16 protein-coding genes are annotated in these 19,468 nt (G+C 62.8%); 9 read left to right on the top strand and 7 right to left on the bottom strand.

The annotated features are described in order from the left end of the window. Positions 1-26: 26 nt before the first annotated feature. A complete protein-coding gene (locus tag ACXMDY_RS06370; protein ID WP_259701585.1) occupies positions 27-977 on the bottom strand; it encodes a metal ABC transporter solute-binding protein, Zn/Mn family in 951 nt (316 codons plus the stop codon). A gap of 165 nt (positions 978-1,142) precedes the next feature. Here ACXMDY_RS06370 and ACXMDY_RS06375 point away from each other — a divergent pair, with 165 nt between their 5' ends. Beyond that, entirely contained in the window at positions 1,143-1,583 is a 441-nt protein-coding gene (locus ACXMDY_RS06375; protein ID WP_399243832.1) for a Fur family transcriptional regulator, read from the top strand. Between the two features lie 15 nt (positions 1,584-1,598). On the opposite strand, the gene ACXMDY_RS06380 is transcribed toward ACXMDY_RS06375, so the two are convergent. After that, a complete protein-coding gene (locus ACXMDY_RS06380) occupies positions 1,599-2,270 on the bottom strand; it encodes a Fe2+-dependent dioxygenase (RefSeq protein WP_399243850.1) in 672 nt (223 codons plus the stop codon). Between the two features lie 177 nt (positions 2,271-2,447). Between ACXMDY_RS06380 and ACXMDY_RS06385 the strand changes: the two genes are divergently transcribed. The 7 genes from ACXMDY_RS06385 to ACXMDY_RS06415 all read left to right on the top strand — a co-directional run bounded on the left by ACXMDY_RS06385 (position 2,448) and on the right by ACXMDY_RS06415 (position 8,933). Beyond that, the gene (locus ACXMDY_RS06385; protein ID WP_259701583.1) at positions 2,448-2,687 is read left to right on the top strand and encodes a hypothetical protein; all 240 of its coding nucleotides are present in this window, start codon (positions 2,448-2,450) and stop codon (positions 2,685-2,687) included. A gap of 142 nt (positions 2,688-2,829) precedes the next feature. After that, the gene (locus ACXMDY_RS06390; RefSeq protein ID WP_259701582.1) at positions 2,830-4,413 is read left to right on the top strand and encodes an iron uptake porin; all 1,584 of its coding nucleotides are present in this window, start codon (positions 2,830-2,832) and stop codon (positions 4,411-4,413) included. 49 nt (positions 4,414-4,462) lie between these two features. After that, entirely contained in the window at positions 4,463-4,819 is a 357-nt protein-coding gene (locus ACXMDY_RS06395) for a hypothetical protein (RefSeq protein WP_259701581.1), read from the top strand. A 33-nt stretch (positions 4,820-4,852) separates the two neighbouring features. Beyond that, positions 4,853-5,935: a CobW family GTP-binding protein gene (locus ACXMDY_RS06400; protein WP_259701580.1), complete on the top strand. Its 1,083-nt coding sequence runs from the start codon at positions 4,853-4,855 to the stop codon at positions 5,933-5,935. A gap of 88 nt (positions 5,936-6,023) precedes the next feature. Next, positions 6,024-6,167: a hypothetical protein gene (locus tag ACXMDY_RS06405; protein ID WP_259701579.1), complete on the top strand. Its 144-nt coding sequence runs from the start codon at positions 6,024-6,026 to the stop codon at positions 6,165-6,167. Between the two features lie 147 nt (positions 6,168-6,314). After that, a complete protein-coding gene (locus tag ACXMDY_RS06410) occupies positions 6,315-7,370 on the top strand; it encodes an extracellular solute-binding protein (RefSeq protein WP_457767508.1) in 1,056 nt (351 codons plus the stop codon). Between the two features lie 9 nt (positions 7,371-7,379). Further along, positions 7,380-8,933, top strand: a complete 1,554-nt coding sequence (locus tag ACXMDY_RS06415; protein ID WP_259701577.1) for an ABC transporter permease — start codon at positions 7,380-7,382, stop codon at positions 8,931-8,933. Here ACXMDY_RS06415 and ACXMDY_RS06420 read toward each other — a convergent pair. The 5 genes from ACXMDY_RS06420 to fldA all read right to left on the bottom strand — a co-directional run bounded on the left by ACXMDY_RS06420 (position 8,913) and on the right by fldA (position 14,083). Beyond that, positions 8,913-11,072, bottom strand: a complete 2,160-nt coding sequence (locus ACXMDY_RS06420) for a PhoX family protein (RefSeq protein ID WP_259701576.1) — start codon at positions 11,070-11,072, stop codon at positions 8,913-8,915. The genes ACXMDY_RS06415 and ACXMDY_RS06420 overlap by 21 nt on opposite strands. Then, positions 11,069-12,094: an esterase-like activity of phytase family protein gene (locus ACXMDY_RS06425; protein WP_457767509.1), complete on the bottom strand. Its 1,026-nt coding sequence runs from the start codon at positions 12,092-12,094 to the stop codon at positions 11,069-11,071. The genes ACXMDY_RS06420 and ACXMDY_RS06425 overlap by 4 nt, the downstream gene beginning before the upstream one ends. A gap of 156 nt (positions 12,095-12,250) precedes the next feature. Then, positions 12,251-12,463, bottom strand: coding sequence for a histidine phosphatase family protein (locus ACXMDY_RS06430; RefSeq protein ID WP_259701574.1), 213 nt, complete (start codon positions 12,461-12,463; stop codon positions 12,251-12,253). Then, positions 12,451-13,056, bottom strand: coding sequence for a histidine phosphatase family protein (locus tag ACXMDY_RS06435; protein WP_259701573.1), 606 nt, complete (start codon positions 13,054-13,056; stop codon positions 12,451-12,453). Before ACXMDY_RS06435 ends, ACXMDY_RS06430 begins: the two co-directional genes overlap by 13 nt. Before the next feature lie 502 nt (positions 13,057-13,558). Continuing rightward, positions 13,559-14,083: a flavodoxin FldA gene (gene fldA / locus ACXMDY_RS06440; RefSeq protein WP_259701572.1), complete on the bottom strand. Its 525-nt coding sequence runs from the start codon at positions 14,081-14,083 to the stop codon at positions 13,559-13,561. A gap of 1,504 nt (positions 14,084-15,587) precedes the next feature. On the opposite strand from fldA, the gene ACXMDY_RS06445 reads away from it, so the two are divergent. Next, positions 15,588-19,286: a beta strand repeat-containing protein gene (locus ACXMDY_RS06445; RefSeq protein WP_259701571.1), complete on the top strand. Its 3,699-nt coding sequence runs from the start codon at positions 15,588-15,590 to the stop codon at positions 19,284-19,286. Positions 19,287-19,468: the final 182 nt, after the last annotated feature.

Raw genomic sequence — 19,468 nt, forward strand, 5'->3', positions numbered from 1 at the left:
GAAGCGCACCGCTGGGCGGAAGCCGCTCACGATCCGAAAGCCCCGACCAGATCATTGACATTGCGACGCATCTGGGCGGCGTAATAGCCGGGCTGATCAGCCTCGGCGGGGCCGGTTTCCAGGGGGTCGAACACACTCACCCGCACCCCGAGATCGGCAGCGAGGGCGTTGAAGGAACGGCTGCCTTCCTGGGGCTCGGAGAGCAACGCCTTGAGGTCGGATTGCTTCACCTGTCTGGCCACCCGCTGCAGATTGGCCGGGCTGGGATTTTCTTCAGGGGCTTCCACCACGAAGGAGGCACTCAGCTTGTAGCGGTCGGCGAAATAGGGGGCGAAATCATGGAAGGCCACGAAGGTTTTGCCCGCAAACGGCTTCAACCGGGCCGCCAGCTCGGCATCGAGGGCCCGCAGCTGGGCGCTGAAACTGGCGGCATTGGCGGTGAACTGCTCCTTGCAGGCGGGCTTGGCGGCGATCAGTCCATCGCGGATCGTTTCCACCTGCTGAACGGCCCGCAACGGATCGAGCCAGATGTGCGGATTGTTCGGGCCATGGTCATGGCCGTGGTCATGGGCGTGGTCATGGCCGCTTTCGGGCTTCTGCTCAGGGTTCGCCAGGGTGGCGATCCCGGCGCTGGAATCGATCACCTTGAGCTTGGCGTTACCGGCGCCACTGATCAGCTTGTCGAGAAACTCCTCGAGGCCAAGGCCGTTCTTGACGAGCACCGATGCGTTCTGCAACCGCACCAGATCACTGGGTGTGGCCTGGAAATCGTGGGGCCCCACGTTGGCGGGAATCAGGGCCTGCACCGTGGCGCAATCTCCGGCCACCGCCCTGGTGAACTCGGTGATCGGCAGAAAGGTGGTGACCACCTGCAGCTCCAGGGCGGAACTGGTCGCCGGCCCCTGGCCGACACGAGTGCAGGAGGCCAGCAGGGCGGCTGCGGTCAGCACCGCCATGGGGCGCAGGACGATTCGCATGGGGAAAGCGAGCGGTGACAGGCGAGGCGCCGGGAGAACGGCAGATCCAGCTGAGAATGATACTCATTCAATTCCATTGGTCCTGTTGCCCTTTCGTTTCGGATCGGCTCAATGGGCTGGGACGGCGCTCCATAGGATCAGCGGTGAATCGCTGTCGTCCTGGCCATGGCTTCCGAGGCAGCCGTTTCCGTTATGAATGCCAGTCCGCGCAACGCCAGCCCGCTGAACGCCAGACAGAGCCACCTGCTCGACCAGCTGCAGGCGGCCGGCCATGAGCTCTCCGGCCAGGACCTACACGCCCGGCTGCGGAGCACCCCCCACGGCATGGGTCTGGCCACGGTCTACCGCCACCTGCGCCAGCTGCAGCAGCGCGGCCTGGTGCGCTGCCGCCACCTGCCCAGCGGCGAGGCGCTCTACGCCCCCACCGAACGGGACGAGCACCATCTCACCTGCGTCGACTGTGGCCGCACCCTGCCCCTGCGGGCCTGTCCCATGCACGACGTGCATCTGCAACCCCAGCAGCTGGAAGGTTTCCGGCTGCTCTTCCACACCCTGGAATTCTTCGGGATCTGCGCCAGATGCCAGGAGCGGCAGGACGTGCCCTGAACGCCGGGGCCCGGATCAGCGCTGCTCCCCCCACATCCTCAGGAGGTTGCTGTAGCTGCGGCTGAGCAGATCGAAGGCCTCCGCTTTCCCCTGCTGGCTGAACAGCAGCCGCCGGGCCGTGTCGAGTTCGAACAGCAGCTCCCGCTGCTCAGCGCAGCGGATCCGGCTCTGGATCCAGCCCACACACACCAGCCGCTCCCCCCCCGTCACGGGCTCCACCCGGTGCAGAAGGGTGCTGGGGTAGACGATCACGTCGCCGGCGCCGAGGCGAACCGCCTCCTCGCCGTGGGGGAACTCCAGCACCAGGGCGCCGCCCGCGTAGGTGGCCGGCTCCGAGAGAAACAGGGTGAAGGAGAGATCGGAGCGGCCATCGGCCATGAAGGCGTTGTCGACATGGCGGCCGTAGCCTTCCCCCACCCCTGAGCGGCTGAAGAGCAGGCCATGGATCCGGCTCGGCAACGCCGCCGAATTCAGCAGTGGGTGGCCCCCCAAGGCCTGGCGCACCTGGAGCGCCAGCTGCCTGTGCAGGCTGGAGCCCCGCTCCAGCTGGTGGTTGTGCTTGACCGCCCGGGCATGCCAGCCGGCCGTCTGGTGGCCTGGACGCCAGTCCACCCCAGGCTCCAGAAGGCGATCTCGCCAGGCAGCGATTTGCTCAGGTGTGAGCAGCGATTCGATCTGGAAACGCATCAGGCCGTCTCCATCCTTGATCTGCACCGGTCGATGATCGGGTTGCTGGTGCGCTGATCGAATCCGGAACAACCAGCAGCAAGGAGTCCGTAACCAATGACACCGGTCCTTGTGCCAATGGTGAGACCTTCATGCTGGCCGCGATCCACAATCGGCCTCATTCGCATTCGATCCACGATGCAGCGCTCCAGTGTCGCCCTGTTTCTTGCCGCCACCGGTCTGATTGCCGGGATGACCGGCTGTGGCAAGCCTCCTGAATCCAGCGAACCGCAATCGCCGGCGGCCGAGCAATCCGAGCCTGATCACGCCGATGACCAGAAGGACAAGGAGGACCGCGACGACAAGAAAGGCGGTCAAGACAAGAAAGGCAGTGAGGAAGGAGAAGGCGGTGAAGGTGGTGAAGGCGGCGAAGGCTGACCCAGCACCGCTGGTGATGGCACAGCCGGAGGAGCAACCGGTCGATCGGACCCAGGATGATTTTGATAACTATTATCGTTCTCGGCAGACTCAGGACAGGCCGGCCGCCGTGTCTGTCCCGCCAACCTGGATCTCCCCCTTGATGACCCTCTCCCTGGCCCGCCTGATCGCTCCCGCCGCTTTCGGCCTGCTCCTGCCAGCGGCTCCGCTGGGCGCAGCCGCCTCAGAGCTCAAGCTCGATGGCATCAACCGCTATGCCGCCAGTGGCGCTCCGATCAGCCAGCAGCAGGTCACCAGCATCACCCAGTTCTCCGATGTGCAGCCCACCGAGTGGGCCTACCAGGCGCTCGCCAACCTGGTCGAGCGTTACGGCTGCGTGGCTGGCTATCCAGATGGCAGCTTCCGTGGCAAGAAGCCGCTGAGCCGCTGGGAAGCTGCCGCCCTGCTCAACGCCTGCCTCGACCGGATCACTGAGGTGACCGACGAACTCCGCCGCCTGATCAAGGAGTTCGAAACCGAGCTGGCCGTGCTGAAGGGCCGCGTCGATGGTCTCGAAGCCAAGGTGGGTGAGCTGGAGGCGAGTCAGTTCTCCACCACCACCAAGCTCAGCGGCCTGGCCACCTTCGTGGTGGGAGCCAACGCCTTTGGCGGCAGCGCCGATGCCCTGCTCGATCAGACCCGGGCCGAGGTGGGCGCCACCACCTTCAACTACGACGTGCAGCTGGTGCTTGACACCAGCTTCACCGGCAAGGATCTGCTCCGCACGGTGCTTCGGGGCGGCAACTTCGGCAGCAGCGCCTTCGGCGGCGCCGGACCCACCGGCAATCTCTCGATCATGGAGATCGCGTTTGAGGAGGATGCCGGCCCCGATGCGCTGGGGATCGACAAGCTCTATTACCAGTTCCCGCTCAGTGCCAATTTCACCGCCACGATCGGCGGGAGGCTCGGCCAGGAAGACATGTTGGCGGTATGGCCCACCGCCTACGTGACCGATCCGATCCTCAACTTCTTCTTCCTGAACGGCATCCCATCCAGTTACAACAAGAACGCCGGACCTGGCGCGGGCCTCTGGTGGCAGAGCGAAGGCTGGAGCCTCAGTGCCGCCTATGTGGCCGCCACAGGCTTCCTGGGGGATTCCGGAATCGGAGGGATCGGCAACGGCAACAGCCAGGGCACCGCAACCGCCCAGCTTGCCTATGCCAGCGAACGCTGGGCCGTGGCTGCGATCTACAACTACATCCAGCAAGGTGTCGCCATCTCCGGTGCCACGCCATTGACAGCCGCTGTGTTCGAGGACAATCCCTCCAGCAGCACCAACGCCTTCGGCCTCAGTGGCTACTGGCAACCGGCTGCATCCGGCTGGCTGCCCTCGATCAGCGCCGGCTGGGGGATCAACAGCACGAGCTACGACGACTCCCAGCCCGATGGCAGCGTCAGCACCAGTCAATCCTGGATGGTGGGTCTGCAGTGGAGCGATGTGTTCTGGAAGGGCAACGCCCTGGGCATGGCGGTCGGCCAGCCGATCTTCGCCACCGCCCTGGAAGGAGGGGGCAGCCCGAACGACGGCAATTTCGTGTGGGAATGGTGGTACAAGGTTCAGGTCACCGACAACATCTCGGTGACGCCGGCTCTGTTCTATCTGAGCCGGCCACTCGGCCAGGAGACGCCATCGGGAGACAGCTTCAACCAGCTGGGCGCCCTGATCAAAACCAGCTTCAGCTTCTGAGCGAACGGCCCCACGCCGATCAGGATGGAACGACGTCTCCGCCAACCCCATGAGCCTGCTGCGCGAAATCATGCAGACGTTCGGGCGACAGAGGCGCCGCGATCCGGCCACCAATCCGGCCTACGCCGCACAGCTGGCCTGCTGCTCCGACGACGAGCTGCTCTACGAATGGACCTGGCTGGAGCGCCGCCTGGAGGAGTCTTCCCTGGCCAGCGGCCCGGAAGCCCTGCTCCAGCGGCAGGAGGCCAGCCTCTGGCGCGGTGACCTGGTCCGTGCCATGGACCACCGTGCCCTCTCGCCGGTGCCGCAGCGGGGGCCGATCGACCCCGCCCACCACGCCTGGGAGGTCAGGGACGAGGCCATCCGCCTGGCCTGGCGCCTTGGGCGCAGCCAGGCTCCAGACTGATTCGATCCGATCTCCCGCCATCTTCCCCAGGCCATGAGCAGCATCACCAGCCGTCCCAGCCCATTGCCGGTCACGATTCTCACCGGGTTCCTGGGAGCCGGCAAAACCACCCTGCTCAACCACATCCTCGCCAACCAGGAGGGCTTGAAAACAGCCGTGCTGGTGAATGAGTTCGGTGAGATCGGCATCGACAACGACCTGGTCATCGCCACCGGCGAAGACATGGTGGAACTCAGCAACGGCTGCATCTGCTGCTCGATCAACGGCGAACTGCTCGAAGCTGTGGAGCGGATCCTGCAACGCCCCAACCCGGTGGATTACCTGGTGGTGGAAACCACCGGACTGGCCGATCCGCTGCCGGTGGCGATGACCTTTCTGGGCAGTGAACTGCGCGACAGCACCAGGCTCGATTCGATCATCACCCTGATCGATGCCGAAAATTCTGACCAGGCCCTGCTGGGCAGCGAGGTGGGCCGGGCCCAGGTGGTCTATGGAGACATCCTGATGCTCAACAAGGGAGATCTGGTATCGGAGCAACAGCTCCAGGCCCTTGAGCAGCAGCTGCTCAGCATCAAACCGGAGGCCCGCATCCTGCGTTCCGTGAAGGGGGTTGTGCCGCTGCCACTGCTGCTGAGTGTCGGGCTGTTCGAATCGGATCGGGTGGTGGCCCAGCCAGCCACCGTGCCTCACCACGATCATGACCACAGCCACGATCACGGGCACGATCCCAATCACGGGCACAGCCACGATCACGGCGATCACCATGGCCACGACCATGCGGACTCCAGCCATCCGGCCGATCACCTGGCGATCGAAGGCTTCACCTCCCTCTCGTTTGCCGCCGATGGACCGTTCGGCCTGCGCAAGTTCCAGAACTTCCTGGACAATCAGCTCCCGGCGGGGGTGTTCCGGGCCAAGGGGATCCTCTGGTTCAACGAGAGCGAGCGGCGCCATGTGTTTCATCTGGCCGGCAAACGCTTCTCGATCGACGACAGCGACTGGACCGGTGCCCGCAAGAACCAGCTGGTGCTGATCGGCAAAAACCTCGATCACGCCACCCTGCGGCAGCAGCTCAGGGCCTGTGTGGCCAAGGATGCCGGCAAGGGTTTTTCCTGAGTCAGCCCCTCTCCGGGGCAGATTCGCCGCCATCGACACAATTCAGCCGTGGAACCTGGTTACGCTGAGACGACATTGAGCCGGGGCCATGGTCGATTTTCTGCTCTTCGCCGGGGTCCTCGCCCTGTTCGGTCTCGCCTTCTGGCTCACCGCCAACTCTGACGACGACAATTCCGGTGGAGGGTTGATGCAGCCAGCCCTGGTGCCGGTGCGGGTCAGATCCCGCCGGTGAGGGCTCCAGGGGGCCTGAGCCGCCCCAGGCTTCATCCCTTCGTCACATTGGTCACGTCAAGCCGAACCCTTTGGTCGCAGACGTTGATCACACGATTCCTACGCTCCGGAGATTGATCCAGCGCCCTCAAAGCGCATCAATCTCAAGATGAATCGATTTCCATTCACGTTCCTTCAGATTGCCACCACCGGCCTGTTGGCCGTTTCAATCGGCGGCGCCATCAGCGCCGGCCTCGCCCAGCAATCCCCGGCCAACCGCAAACCGGCTGAGATCGGCGTCTACTCCGGTCGTCACTACAACACCGACAAGGAGCTCTACCGCCAGTTCACCGCCCGCACGGGCATCAAGGTGAACGTGCTGGAGGCCAAGGACGACGCCCTGCTGGAGCGGCTCAAGAGTGAGGGCAAGAACAGCCCCGCCGATGTGCTCGTACTCGTCGACGCTGCCCGCCTTGACGCCGCCACCGATCAGGGCCTGTTCCAGCCCAGCCGCTCGGCCGCTCTCCAACGGGATGTGCCGGCCAACCTGCGGGACTCCAAGGGTCGCTGGTATGGCCTCACCCGCCGCGTGCGAGCGGTGGTGGTCAACCCGAAGCTGGTGAATCCCGCCACGATCCGCACCTATGCCGATCTGGCCAGGCCGGGCCTGAAAGGCAAGCTCTGCCTGCGGGAACGCAAGAGCCCCTACAACCAGTCGCTGGTGGCCAGCCAGATGATCCTGCGCGGTGATGCGGCCACCCGGACCTGGATGCGCGGCATGGTGGCCAACGTGAAGCAGCCCTTCTTCACCTCCGACACGCCCCTGGCGCGGGCTGTCGCCAGGGGGGATTGCGGCGTGGGGGTGGTGAACTCCTACTACGTGGCCCGGATGCTCTCCGGTGAAGGCGGCGCCGACGACAAGCGTCTGGCCGAGCAGCTCAAAGTGGTTTACCTCAATCCGTCCCACGTCAACATCAGCGGTGCCGGCGTCACGCGCCATGCCAGGAACCCCCAGGGAGCGATCAGGCTGATCGAATTCCTGGCTTCCCCCACCGGCGGCCGCGGCTACGCCGAAGCCAACAACGAGTATCCGCTCAAGGGCTTCGGGGACAACCCCATCCTCAAGCGGTTCGGCACATTCCGGGCCGATGGCGTCTCGGTTGAGCAGATCGGATCGAGGAGCAAGGCGGCCACCTTGATGATGGAATCGAACGGCTGGAAGTAGAAACAGCCGATGGTGTCACTGACAGCAGCTTGGGTCTCGGCCCCGCCCCGGCGATCACCCCTGGTGGTGGCTGTGCTGCTGGTCTGTGCGCTGGCGTTGCTGCCGGTGCTGGTGCTGCTGGGTTATGCCCTGCTCGGCACCGGCCTCGGCAGCCTCAGGCTTGGTGCGGAGGGGGTGGAGCAACTGCTCAACACCCTGGCCCTGCTGGTGGCGGTGGGGCTGATCGGCGCCGCCCTGGGAACGGCCAACGGCTGGCTGACCGCCTGCTGCCACTTCCCTGGCCGGCGCTGGCTGCGGCTGGCCCAGGTGATTCCCCTGGCGGCACCGGCCTTCGTGCTTGCCGCCGTGCTGGTGGACCTCGGCAGCCGCTGGGGCCTGCGGGTCCATGGCCTCGGCTGGGCCGTGCTCTTGCTGAGCCTCACCACTTACACCTATGTCTTTTTGCTGTCCACCGAGAGCTTCTCGGTGAGTGGCCGCCGCCAGCTGGAGGCCTGCCGCAGCCTCGGGGTGGGACCCTGGGGCAGCTTCCGGCGGGTGGCTCTGCCGCTGGCCCTGCCATCGATCGGGGCCGGCGTTGCCCTCAGCGGCATGGAGGTGGTCAACGAGCTGGGTGCGGTGGAACTGCTCGGCGTCCCCACCCTCTCGCGGGGCATCCTGCAACGCTGGCAGGGGGAAGGCGACCTGCAGGGCGCCGTGGGGCTGGCGCTGCTGGCCCTGGTGATGGTGAGCCTGCTGGTGGGAGCCGAACGCTGGCTGCGCCAGCGCAGCCGACGCTGGAATCTGGGCAACGAGGGCGCCAGCCCCCTGCAGTGGCAGCTGCGGGGTTGGCGACGGGCCACCGCCCAGCTGCTCACCCTCCTGCCACCCCTGGCCAGCCTGGCGATTCCGCTCACCTGGGCCTTCGTGAGCCGGGACCAGCTGCAGAGCGATTCCCTCGACGACCTGCTGGCCCTGAGTCTGCGCAGCTTTGGCCTGGCCCTGGCGGCAGCCCTGGTCACCGTGGCGGCCGCCCTGCTGCTGTCGATCGCCCGGCGCTGGATTCCCCAGCCCATCCTGCGGAAGCTCACCTTCGCGGCGGGCATGGGCTATGCCATCCCCGGCACCGTGCTGGCCCTGGCCCTGATGCTGATCGGCGGTCCACTGGGATTCAGTCCGCTGCTGCTGCTGCTCTGGGGCTATGGCGATCGCTTCCTGGCCGTCTCCAAGGGAGGCCTGGACGCTGCCCTCGAGCGCATCCCGCCCAGCGTCGATGAAGCCGCCACCGGGCTGGGCTGCAGCTGGCTGCAGGTGCTGCGGCGCGTGCATCTGCCCCTGCTGCGGGGTCCCCTGCTGGTGGGAGGGCTGCTGGTGTTCGTCGACACCGTCAAGGAACTGCCGCTCACCTTTTCCCTGCGTCCCTTCGACTTCGACACCCTGGCGGTGCGGGTCTACCAGTACTCCAGCGACGAGCGGGTATCCGCCGCCCTGGTGCCGGCCCTGCTGATCCTGGCCCTGGGCCTGCTGGCCTCCCTCGCCCTGATGCCCAGCCTCGAAGATCCCGATTCAGGTGTTCAGCAACGCTGAGCCATCCAGCCGGCGGATCACCACCACGCCGGGCCGGGGGGGACGGCCGGGGGCGCCGGTGGGCCAGTTCGAGCCGAGTGACACCTGGCGTAGCTGGGGAAAGCGGACGCCCTCGCGATCGACCAGCTCGAAGGACTGAAACTCCTCCATGCCGGCCCGATGGGTGCCATTGGCCTCGCCAGGGTGCTGCACAGCCAGCAGCAGGCTGCGCTCGGCCGGATCGAGGGCGAGACCGCAGAGCTCACACTCGTTCGGGCCGATGGCGAAGCAGAGGGCCTCACCGGCGCCGCCCCCCTGGCGGGGCAGCAGCCAGCAGCTGTTGTTGCCGAACAGATCGGTGGAGGAGGAGCCACTGCTGCGATCGGTCACCATCCAGAGGTTGCCGGCCCGATCGAGGGCCAGGTTGTCGGGGTTGGTGAAGCCCATGCCCCCCGCCCAGGGTTCACCGCCGGTGGCCACCATCCGCCAGCGGAATCGCCCCTCGCTGGCGGGCCCGGCTTCACTCAGCCGCATCACGAAACCGTGGGGCCAGGTCATCTCCCCCTGCGGCCCCTGGAACATCGCCGGGTCAGCGCCGCCCTCGCTGTCGGAGCTGCCGGAGGTGAAGGCGATCAACAGGTCACCCGTCACCGGATCGAGATCGGTGTCCTCCGGCCGGGCCGTGGGGGTGGCGCCCACCGCATTGGCCGCCAGGTGAGCATCGATCAGGATCGCCCCCTGTTGCTCCTCACCATGACCTGGATAGAGGGCGGCCAGGGTGGGGAAGCGCCGCACGTACGCCCCCACCCCGGCATCGTCCAGGAAGGCGACGCCGCCGGCCTGGAGCCGGTCGGGGTTGGGAAGCATCACGGGCACCGCCAATCCGGCGTTGCCGAACCCCGAAGGCAGGAAGGGATCGAGGGGAGTGGAGGGCAGCAGCGGAATCCAGCTGCCGCTCCCATCGGCGAAGAATCGGGCCACCTCCAGCCGCCCCTGGCCGAACAGACGGGAATTGCGCTTGTCGCGCCGATCCTTCACCAGCCCGGCACTCACGAACCGGTAGAGGTGGCCGCCGCGGCGGTCGCAGCCGGAGTAAACCACAAGCGGCTGCTCCGCCTCGGCCCGCACCGCCACCGCCTCATGGCGGAAACGGCCGAGGGCGGTGTGCTTGGTGCCGGGGTCGGTGGGATCGGCCGGATCGATCTCCACCATCCAGCCGTATTTGTTGCCGGCCAGGCCATACACGTTGCCCAGTCCACTGAAGGATCCGGGCCGGCAGGCCAGGGGCCGCTCGCGGGGGTGCTGGGAGCTGCCGTCGGCATACACCGGCTCGACAACATGGGTCTGGAAGTTTTCCTCGGCGCTCAGCACCGTGCCCCAGGGGGTGGTGCCGCCGGCGCAGTTGGCAAATGTGCCGATCACCCGATCGGCGAGGCCGTCGTCGTAGCCGAGCCGCTGGCGGCGGCGGAACACGCTGGCCGCAGGCCCGCTCACCTTGAGGCGTTGCTCCGGCCGGCTCAGGCCACTGATGCCGGTGATCCGACGATCGAGGGGGCCGGGGGAGCGCAACCAGCCCCCGCCGGGTGCCGCCGTCAGGCTGGCCACGCCGATGCCGAGGTCGGTCATCGCCTGGTCCACAACGCCACGCAGCAGGGGCCAGAGGGGGTCCGCCGCCGCCAGGTCCGTGCAGTCGATCCGCCCACCGCGGGGCTGAAGTGCTTCAGCAAGCTCCGCAAAGGGCAGCGGCTGACCCACCACCTCAGCGAACCCCTCCAGCCAGGGGCGCTCGCTGATGTACTCGAAGTTGATGGTGAGCAGGGCCCGGCCCGGGCCCTGGGGGGTGAGGGCCAGGAAGTCGTTGTTGTAGCCCACCCGGCTGTCACCGAGGGGATCACCCCAGGCCAGCAGCAGGTCGGAGCGGAAGCCCTCCGGCACCACCAGCCGGTCCTCAACAACCTGGCGCCCATGGCGCCGGCGCTGCTCAGCGGCGGTGAGGCCTTCGCTGGCCAGGGGGAGAGGAGCCAGAACCGGCTGGAAAGGCAAGACGGCAGCGGCAGGGCTGCGGGCAGCGACAGGGCCTGATCGCAGCGGTCCTGGAGCCGCCAGGGCTGCACCGCTCAAGCCGAGCAGAGCCAGAAAGCGGCGGCGGGGAAGGGTCATCGGGGCGCCCGGCAGCGGGGGGCGATGCGGGCCAGGCGGTTCGCCTGCAGTGGACTGAAATTGTCATCGCTGACCAGCAGCAACGTCGGTCGTCCATCCGACAGCGGCGGGCCAGCGGCGAGACCTTCCCAGTTCTCTGGAGTGAGACCGGCAGCAAGCAGATCCCACTGCTGCAACGGGCCCGGAGCTGGGACGGCGGGCCCAGGGGTGGGCAGCAGCACCAGACGGCTCCACCAGCGCGCCGGGGCCTCATAGCCGCGGATCAGTCCGAGCAGACCAGCCGGAACTCCAGCCCGGCCACTCTCTCCGCGGAAGGCGAGCAGGTCGGTGAGGCCCCAGCGGGGGCCGCCGAGGGGAAGGTCGAACGAACCGAGCGGCTGAAAGCCAGGCGTCTGCGGCGACAAGCCAGCCACGGCGCCCGCCAGGGGGCCGAAGCCCAGCAGCCGGACCTGGCCGGGCGGATCCTGGAGCAAGGGCCGCTCCGCAGCCAGCAGCAACGTGCTGAACTGGGGAGGCAACAGGGTGAGCGATTCCGGCCCCTGGTTCACATCCAGCCCCCGTCCCGGCTGGGCACGCCAGTCGTCCGGGAGCTCCAGGGACTGGAGCAGTTGGCCGCTGCGCCGATCGAAACGCATCAAGCGGGCGGGTTGCTCCGTGGTGCGGCGCCCCTCACTGACGATCCAGAACTCCCGGTCCCGCAACACCAGCCCCTCGCCGTCCAGGGGTTGCTCGAAGGGCTGACCGTTGGCCGCGCTGAGCGGCAGGCGACGACCGAAGACAGGCGGCGGCGCAGCGGGAGAGCCCAGGCGATCAACGCCGTGAAGCGGAACCAGAAAAGGAAGCGGCGCATCACTGAGCAGCCAGAGGGTGGTTCCGTCTGAATCGAGAGCAGCTGCGGAAAAACCACCCAGCGGCTGGCCGTCACGGCCTTCGCGCGGCAACGGCACGTCGCCGATCAGCTCCCAATCACTGGGTGCAGGGCAAGGCATCACCCAGACCATGGCGGCGGGCTGAGGCGGCAAGGGAGACGGCGTGATGGGAACCAAGGGGAAACACACCGGACCGGTTGTTCACGATGGCCGAAATCCCCTGAACAGGAGGCGGGGGATCGCCAGGAATCCAGCACCGAACAGGCAGCACCGAACAGGCTTCACCGAACAGGCTTCACCGAACAGTCATCAGAAGCTGGCCCACTGATCCGGCTTCAGGCTGGCCTGGACTGTGAAACCTCCCTTGCCGTCGGGCGTGAGCACGTAGGCGATTCCCTGGGGATCTGGATAGATGCCGGTTGCCGCCTCAAAGAGATCATCATGGCCAACAACCACGGTATTGGTGCCCGGCCTGGGAGGCGCCGTGAGGAAGGGCAGCAGATTGGCCTTCATCTCAGCCATCTGAGCGTCGGTGTAATCCTCGAAGGGAAGAAAATCAACTTGGCAGACTGTTGATGCCGTCCGAAGGCCAGATCAGCCGTCTGCCAGGCGCGGCAATACTGGCTGCTGTAGACAGTGCCGACCGGAATCTTCAGCGTCTGGAAGGCCTTGCCAATCTCTCTGGCTTGTTCGATGCCGGCTGCGCTGAGTTTGCGCTGGGTTTCGCAACTCGCCAGGCTCATCTTCGGATCGGCCTGGTCTGCGTAGTCTTTGGTGGTCTGGGCATGGCGGAAGTAAATGATGTTCCCGCCCGAGCGCAATGCCGCCAGCAGCTGCTGGGAGCCGAGCCTGTTCACGAAGGCGGCATTGGCCTTTTCACCGGCGCTCATCTCCTCAACCTTGGCCGCAGCCTCACCACCTTCGCCGCCCTGGCTCAGAAGCCAGACGTCGGATTCGACAGGGAGTCCAACAATTGCTCCACTGCCGAATGATGCTGTTTCAACTGGAACCCTCATAGTGGCAGACAAGACCGGAGTGGCAGCGCCAACGATGCCAAGCCCAAAAAACAAGGCGATTGAAGTGATTACTGGATGCATGACAAAGGGAAAGTTCATAATTCTAGACAATAGCGGCAATCGCTCCAATCTCAATACTCAAAAGATACCCAATCGCTTGAGCAATGATACAAGATGTGTTACCGGTCAGTGTTACGTGGTTCCCTGATGCCGGGACACTCAGTTGTCAGAGCAGAGCAATGCCGTGCCGAGCCCGGGCTCGAACAGAGCAATGCCTCCACGCCTCGGTGTTCAGTTCGCTACTCCAGACGGTTACAAACTTTCGTTCAGGCATACCCGCAGCCGAGACAATGATTGTCCAGAAGCAAGGCAGACAGGATGGATGGATTTGCAGAGGAGCAAGAATTCGTAAACCGAATTCTCCAACTCACCCAGCTCCGGGATTGGTGCATGGAAAGGCTATCGGTTCTTTCACTCAGAGCCGACCCGGAGGATGCGCGGTGCCTCACCAGTGAACATCTGGAAATGCTGGTGGAAACAAATGCCTGGAAAACACTGTGGGTTGATGCGAGATGGCGAGGACAAAATCACCAGGGGTGAGCTAGAACATACGAGGAGCTTCACGCCTCAGTTGAGCCAACCAGCTGATCAGTCGCTCATCTGTCAGGTCCGGCTCACTGTCTTCATCAAGTGGAAGCCCGCAGAACAGGCCATTCACAAGGCTCTTCGATTCAGAGTAGGCATAGCCTGAAGGAGATACTTTGCCAACAATTGTTGCCCCAGACTGAAGAAATGCTGTGTACAACTCTTCCATGGCATCACAGAAATAGGCAGGATAAGATAACGAATCACCCAATCCCACGATGGCCACGAAGCGTCCTGCCATCTGCAGATCAGGAATCAACTCCAAGTGACTGTCCCAGGCTGTACCTGAACACATCGAATCGGCTCCTGTATTCCAGGTGGGCACACAACAGATCAAATCTGACCCTCCGGCCAGATCCTCAGTGGCCGCGAGATCATCCACATCCTTCAGCATGGCCGTTGAGCCGATCAGCTCCGCCAGGCGGGTGGCGATAGCTTCCGTTTTCCCGGTGGTGGTAGCGAAGAAAATGCAAACAGCCATTGAGTTGAAACAGTACCCGTGAAGTTCCAGTCGTTGAATCTATGCCTTGGCAACTGAAACAAACAATATTGAGTGACATCTACTCCATCGATGGGACATCTTTCAGTTTCCTGAACAGAAGACTGAAGGACAGGCCGCAAACACTGCCCCTAGTGCCATTCTCGCCTGCATCTATCAAGCCACAAGCTCAGATTCGATCATCCAGATCTGAATAGATCTCTAGGCAATCTTGGCAAAATGGAGACAAGCCCTGGGTGGATGATCCAGGGCATCACCATTACTGGATTCACTGAATGCCAGTCAAGCCTGATGTCAGGTAGGTTCGCCTGAGAGTCGTAGCCCTGAATCCAGCTGCCAGATCCATTGAAGATGGGGTTACCTGGGTCTGTGACATTGCGCTGGGCCTGGGGTTTGGGATGACCGAATAGTCCCTTGGGAGTTGAAGGCTCAACATCAGCCGATGATCCATCTCTGTCAATTGAGCAGGTGATTCCGGCTCTGCAGCCAGGGCAGTCCCGACCGTAAGCGGCTGTGTCTCATCCAATTGCTTGCTGGCATCACCGGCCCGGCGTGAGGCCCGCTAGATCCGCTACTCATCATCACAGCCCTCAGCCTCTGAAGCCTTCAGCTCAGCAGCCTTTACCTCAAGCTCCGCTTGAGCCTTGCGGATCCACTCCAACAGAGTGGAGCGGCCGTGCATCTCTTCCGGGAGTTCATCGACCCGCCTGCCCTAGCGATAATGCCAATTCCCCTTGTCATCGATGAACTCGAACTTGCACAGCGGCCCACACATCTCGCCATCCTGCTGCCGCTCACATCTGGGCATCCGCTCGTGGCTTGTGGCCCTTAAAATGCTGGCACTGGCTTACAACTTGGTATGGTCAGGCACCACTTGGCCAGGTTCGCCATCCCCGGACTTTGACAGAGCCGACCTCGTAAAAGGCATTTTCGAGACTGGACGCCGAGTTGACATTGGTAGAAATCGCTCATTAGGGTACTAGTTGCCTGTGAGAACCCAGAAGCAAGCGGCAACCCAGCAGGCATTCTCGATCTGGTGCCTCCCACAAGCAGGCATGGGACCAGGTAAATGGGAACTGGGAAGCCAGGTGCAGTAGGCGTACAGGAGTAGCAGAACAATCATCTTGGGGCGTACGGCTTCTGCAGACGTTGATCCTCCTGCCGGTTGACTGCGTGAATAGTCTCGAGATGAAGTTTAGCGGCCCGATCCGGAAAAAAAGTGCAGTGAGTTCTCAGTAAGCCACTCGACAGCTATCGGCGTGAAGTGCAGCGTCTGGTCGGGATTCCAGGGGGAGGGGGGAGGAGGTGGACTTGACCAGAGCCATTAGTCCTACTGAGAACAATGCAGCCACAGGGGGTTTAGGCGGAATTTGGAGCGGCTGTGGAGGGCCTGGGCGCTGATCAATACGCAACAGCCTCCTGACCGGGAGCCCGCAGCTGGGCTTGGATCGTGTAAAGTATCCCCATTGAAACCTGATATGCCTGCGTGGCCATTCTTAACGGCGACAATCTTAATAATATCCTGTTCGGCACCGCCTTCATGGATGTTATCAAGGGCTTTGCCCTTAACGATTTAATCAACGGCGCGGGCGGCGCCGACTTCATCGAAGGCGGAGCAGACGAAGACATCCTTCTCGGCGGTGGCGGCAACGATACCCTCTATGGCGACAATGAAGCAGGAGGCGCCGTAACAGGAAACGACCTCCTCGATGGCGGGGCCGGCGATGACTTGATCGATGGCGGCAGGGGGAACGACACCATCTATGCCAACGAGGGCAGTGACAGAGTGTTTGGCGGCGAGGGCGATGACGAATTCTATTTACACGGCGACGGCCTCGGCGGAGATGTTTTTCTCTCCGACTCGGGCGGAATTGATACAGTGAATTTCTCGCTCGCCGGGGCCGGTGTCAGCGCAGAACTATCCAGTGCCTTGTCCGGTGTCATTCAGTCGTTCAATGTCGATGGACGGACGATCCGTTTGGGAGCCCTTGGTGTTGGAGGCCTGCCGTTCGTCCAACCGAGCACCTTTGAAAACGCAATCGGCAGCGCTTTTGACGACAGGCTTGTCGGCAACGAGTTTGACAATCGACTTGCGGGCGGCGACGGCAACGATCGTCTTTTTGGCGAAGGCGGCAATGACACGCTGTTGGCGGGCACTGGGACAGATTATCTCAGCGGCGGAATTCAGACCACGCTGCACGAGCTAACGCTTAACTCAACTGTCGAATTGACGCCCGTCGATAATTTCAAACTGATATTCGAGTCGTTCGATCCGGGCGGCGATCAAGCGCCGGGATCGGGAACGAGCGCCCGAGTCCGCGTGTCGTTCGACATCTTCACGAACAATAGTGCCTCCATTTCAGAGACGACGTTTTTCCTTACTGTCTCTGTGAATGGCTTTATTAGCGACTTTTTCTTCGACGGCAACAACACGTCTTTCTTGGAGTATAGAGAGGTCGTCGCAACGGGCACAGATGGAGCCATATTTGCAAAGACATTTGACCTGATCGTGCCCGGCCTTGTTTTGGGCGCCAGCAATGCGATTGGGATACAGATTTTCGCAAACAATAATTACGATGATTCGGCTAGCACAGTCTTCGTAAGCGACCTGCTCGCCCAGCAATTCACGGTCGACAGCAGCGTGACGCCCTTCTCCGGCAACGATACGTTGGACGGCGGCGCCAACGGGGCAGGCGTGACGACCATGCGTGGCAGCGACGGAGACGATACCTATATCGTGCGCGACGCAGCTGATCTGGTTCAAGAAAACGCGGACGACGGAACAGACACCGTACAGACAGATATCAGCTATACGCTTCCCTTCGCAGTGGAGAATCTGATTCTGCTGGCCGACGCGAACATCAATGGAACCGGCAACGACTTGAACAATGTGATTACGGGGAACAACGGCGACAACGTATTGCTCGGGGGCTTTGGTAATGACACGCTGATCGGCGGATTGGGCAACGATGTATTGGGCACCAGCGATCTGAGCAGCGAGTTGGGCGACGACGTGATGATGGGCGGCGGCGGCAACGACCTCTATTTCCTCCGCGATGGCGGAGATGCCGTGATTGAGTCGCTGGCGGGACCAGCGGGTGGTGTCGATACTGTCATTTCAACCATTTTCAATTACACGCTCGGCGCGAACATAGAGAATGCCGAGCTGTTTCCCACGTTCGGGTTAAATCTCACGGGTAACGCGCTGGACAATCGCCTCACGGGCAATCTGGGCGACAACGTTCTGAATGGTGGTCTGGGCAACGACACCATGACTGGCGGCGATGGCAACGATACCTATTTCGTTGGGCAGACTGGTGATCTGGTTGTCGAAGCCAACGGGAGCTTTTCGGCCGGATTGAGGGATGGGGTGCAGTCGTCCCTTGCGACCTATACGCTAACGAACCATGTCGAGAACCTGACCCTGTTGACCGGAGCAGTTACGGGCATTGGCAATACCCTCGACAACGTCATTACCGGCAATTCCGCGAACAACTCACTCAGCGGTGGCAACGGCAACGATACGTTGAACGGTGGGCTTGGTGTCGACACGATGAACGGCGGAGCCGGCATTGATACCTATGTCATTGATACTCTGGGCGATGTCATCGTTGATTCGTCTGGTATCGATGCCATCCAGGCCAATTTCAACGCGACGCTGAGCATCTTCTCGCAGATTGAGAACCTCACCCTGACAGGCTTTGCCTTCCAAGGCTCTGGCAATGGGTTGGCGAACCGCATTGTGGGCACGTCGCTTGCGAATTCCCTCATCGGAGAAGCTGGCAATGACACGTTGGAGGGCGGCTCGGGCAACGACCTCTTGACCGGCGGGATCGGCAATGACCGGCTCGATGGCGGGATTGGCAACGACACGATGACCGGCGGCGACGATAACGACGTCTATCTCGTGGATGCGACCGGCGACACGGTTGTCGAACTGCCAGGCGGTGGCACCGCCGATCGAATCGAGAGCACAATTACCATCGCGGCGCTGGCGGCGGAGGTGGAGCAGCTGACGCTCTTGGGAGCAGCAAACCTCAACGGCACGGGCAATGCGCTAGCCAATCGGATAGTCGGCAATACCGGGAATAACATCCTGGACGGTGCGGCCGGTGTGGACATCATGATCGGCGGTGCCGGTAACGACGTCTACAAAGTTGATGTGACTGGTGAATCGGTCGTTGAACTTTCAGGCGAAGGCATTGACCGGGTTGACAGCCTGGTGTCCTATGCACTGACTGCCAATGTTGAGAACCTCACTCTGCTTGGTCTGGCGAACATCAACGGCACGGGTAACACGCTCGCTAACACGATTGTCGGCAATGGCGCGGATAACGTGCTGAACGGCGGCGTGGGCGGCGGCGATGTTCTGCGGGGTCTGGGCGGTAACGACACCTATGTCGTTGACGAACTGTCCGACACTGTTACCGAGGTCAACGCGGTCGGCGTCGATCTGGTGCAGTCCTCGGTCAGCTTCACGCTCGGCAATTTCGTCGAGGATTTGAGGCTTACAGGATCGGCGGCGATCAACGGCACGGGCAACACGCTCGCTAACGTCATTACTGGCAATGCGAGCGACAACATTCTCGACGGGAAGGCTGGCGCGGATACGCTCTCGGGTGGAGCGGGCAACGACGTCTACGTTGTTGACAATGTGGGTGATGTGATCGTGGACTCGAGCGGCACGGGTGACGAGGTCACGGCGAGTGTCACACGGACTCTCGAAACGACAATTGAAAAGCTGATGCTAACGGGTGCTACCGCAATCAGCGGGACCGGCAACACGCTTGCCAACACGATCGTAGGGAACAGCGCGGCCAATACGTTGGACGGCAAGGCGGGAGCGGATACGTTGACTGGCGGATTGGGTATCGATAGGTTCCAATTCTCCGTTCTTCAGAACCTACCTGACAGGATTACTGATTGGGAAAACGCAAATGACGTGATTGCCATCTCCGCATCCGCGTTCGGCGGCGGACTTGTTGCTGGGGGGGCCGTCCCCTTCGCATTCGGTAACGGCATTCCTGCCACGTTTGGAACCAACGGTCAGTTTCTGTTCGATGACATTAACGAAAATCTCTTTTTCGATCAGAACGGTTCCAATCCAGGCGGTCTGTTTCACATCGCCGTCGTTGTCGGCGGCGGCGGGTTCTTGGGTGACTCAAACTTCAGCATCATCGCTTAGGATAGTGACCGGGTGATTACGTGCTCCGGGCAACAGACTCCTGGGTATTCCTGACAAAGTTAGGTCAACTGCGACACAACTTGTTTCAGCATTCGAACCCCGACAAACTGGCTGCGCGCTGGGCAATCGATGATTGCTGCACCTGCTGATCAGTACAGATATACCGTTAATATCATACCGAC

The organism is Cyanobium sp. ULC082 (genome assembly GCF_977927535.1).

What these genes read in the sequence shown, in the direction of transcription:
- ACXMDY_RS06370 (WP_259701585.1), bottom strand. Translation starts at nt 977, where the DNA reads ATGCGAATCGTCCTGCGCCCCATGGCGGTGCTGACCGCAGCCGCCCTG.
- ACXMDY_RS06375 (WP_399243832.1), top strand. Translation starts at nt 1,143, where the DNA reads ATGGCTTCCGAGGCAGCCGTTTCCGTTATGAATGCCAGTCCGCGCAAC.
- ACXMDY_RS06380 (WP_399243850.1), bottom strand. Translation starts at nt 2,270, where the DNA reads ATGCGTTTCCAGATCGAATCGCTGCTCACACCTGAGCAAATCGCTGCC.
- ACXMDY_RS06385 (WP_259701583.1), top strand. Translation starts at nt 2,448, where the DNA reads ATGCAGCGCTCCAGTGTCGCCCTGTTTCTTGCCGCCACCGGTCTGATT.
- ACXMDY_RS06390 (WP_259701582.1), top strand. Translation starts at nt 2,830, where the DNA reads ATGACCCTCTCCCTGGCCCGCCTGATCGCTCCCGCCGCTTTCGGCCTG.
- ACXMDY_RS06395 (WP_259701581.1), top strand. Translation starts at nt 4,463, where the DNA reads ATGAGCCTGCTGCGCGAAATCATGCAGACGTTCGGGCGACAGAGGCGC.
- ACXMDY_RS06400 (WP_259701580.1), top strand. Translation starts at nt 4,853, where the DNA reads ATGAGCAGCATCACCAGCCGTCCCAGCCCATTGCCGGTCACGATTCTC.
- ACXMDY_RS06405 (WP_259701579.1), top strand. Translation starts at nt 6,024, where the DNA reads ATGGTCGATTTTCTGCTCTTCGCCGGGGTCCTCGCCCTGTTCGGTCTC.
- ACXMDY_RS06410 (WP_457767508.1), top strand. Translation starts at nt 6,315, where the DNA reads ATGAATCGATTTCCATTCACGTTCCTTCAGATTGCCACCACCGGCCTG.
- ACXMDY_RS06415 (WP_259701577.1), top strand. Translation starts at nt 7,380, where the DNA reads ATGGTGTCACTGACAGCAGCTTGGGTCTCGGCCCCGCCCCGGCGATCA.
- ACXMDY_RS06420 (WP_259701576.1), bottom strand. Translation starts at nt 11,072, where the DNA reads ATGACCCTTCCCCGCCGCCGCTTTCTGGCTCTGCTCGGCTTGAGCGGT.
- ACXMDY_RS06430 (WP_259701574.1), bottom strand. Translation starts at nt 12,463, where the DNA reads ATGGCTGAGATGAAGGCCAATCTGCTGCCCTTCCTCACGGCGCCTCCC.
- ACXMDY_RS06435 (WP_259701573.1), bottom strand. Translation starts at nt 13,056, where the DNA reads ATGAACTTTCCCTTTGTCATGCATCCAGTAATCACTTCAATCGCCTTG.
- fldA (WP_259701572.1), bottom strand. Translation starts at nt 14,083, where the DNA reads ATGGCTGTTTGCATTTTCTTCGCTACCACCACCGGGAAAACGGAAGCT.